The sequence below is a fragment of the Streptomyces turgidiscabies Car8 genome, assembly GCF_000331005.1.
GTDB lineage: Bacteria > Actinomycetota > Actinomycetes > Streptomycetales > Streptomycetaceae > Streptomyces > Streptomyces turgidiscabies.
This window is the reverse complement of the sequence record NZ_AEJB01000048.1, coordinates 1-1,319: the sequence shown is the minus strand read 5'-3', so window position 1 is coordinate 1,319 and position 1,319 is coordinate 1. Positions and strand designations below refer to the sequence as shown.

Annotated in this window: 1 pseudogene; it reads right to left on the bottom strand. The window is 69.7% G+C overall.

Annotated features, from left to right (window positions below):
* Positions 1–1,209 (bottom strand): annotated as a pseudogene (locus STRTUCAR8_RS03445) (ISAs1-like element IS1629 family transposase); the annotation flags it as partial.
* Between the last annotated feature and the right edge of the window lie 110 nt (positions 1,210–1,319).

Below are 1,319 nucleotides of genomic sequence, written 5' to 3'. Positions count from 1 at the left end.
TGAGCGCACCGCGGATCAGGTCGCGGACGGCGGCGAGGACTGAGGGCGTGTTGTGGGTCTGACCTGGGACTTGTCCTCGTTGAAGGTCACATCCCGACACCAGTGGACGGTGTTCTCCACGGTCCAGTGCCCGCGAGCCCATGAAGCGATCTCGGCGGCACTCGCTTCCTCGGCGGGCAGGTCGGTGATGGCGTAGACGGTCTCGCTGGACCACTTCTTCGCTCCGTAGAGACGGCGTCTGCGCTGGATGCGCAGGACCTGGGCCGCGTGGGGAAAGAGCAGGCCGTTGACGGTGACGACCTGGACGAGACGCTGTTCGTGGCGGCCGTGGCCGCGGGCGTCGTCACGGTGGATGACGGGGATCTCCTTCCAGGGCAGGGCGTGGAGCTGACGGGCTTGGCCGCGCTGGTTGTTCTTGATGGTCAGCAGGTAGTGGGCGCCGCGTTCGTGCAGGTAGGTGGCGTGGTCGCGTTGGGCGTGGAGGGCGTCGGCGGTGACGACGGCCCCCTTGAGATCGGCGTCGTCGAGCTGGTCGAGCAGGGGTTGGAACTCGGGGATTTCGTTGGTCTTCGCGCCGATCTCGCGGGAGGCGAGGGTGATGCCGTCGCCGTGCCGGACGGCGGAGAGCACGAAGACGCGGCTGCCGTCCGGGCGCTTCGCACTGCGCAGGCACTTGCCGTCCACCGCGATGGCCCGGCGCCGGGAGCGCACCGGTTCGGCGCGGGCGGCCGCCCGGTGGGCGCGGCGCTGTTCGCGTTCGATGCCGCCGTCGGGCATGAGCGGCTCGGGAGAGTGGGACACCGTGGACAGCAGGGGCCGCAGGTGGTCGTAGCCGGCCGCGCTGACCTCACCGGGATCGAGCCGCCCCAGAACGGTGCGCAAGGTCTTCTCGCTCGGGATCCGGTAGCGGCCGCGCAACGGATGGTAGGGCAGACCGAAAGCGGCCAGTTCCTCAGGCGTCGCACGTCGGCACCACTCCGCCGCCGCGGTGATGGAGTCATGGCCCGCCGGGGTCATCGCACAGACCACCAGGGCCAGCAGCGAGGAGACCCGGTAGCGCACCCCGCACGCCCCGCGAGGATCGGTGACCGACTCGAACTCGGCAACCAGGCCGCGGACTTGGTCTCGCGCGGCATCCGAGCCGAGGGCCTCCAGGCGGGGCGCCGGAGAGACGGGAACGACGGCAGGGGATGATGGAGGAACGAACACGGCACCTTCGTGGATCTTGCAGCGTAGAGAACTCCATGATCCACAGGTGCCGTGTTCATCTGCTTCCGAGGCCCGCCAGCATGATCAACCGGCCCAGGCCGGGGCGATCC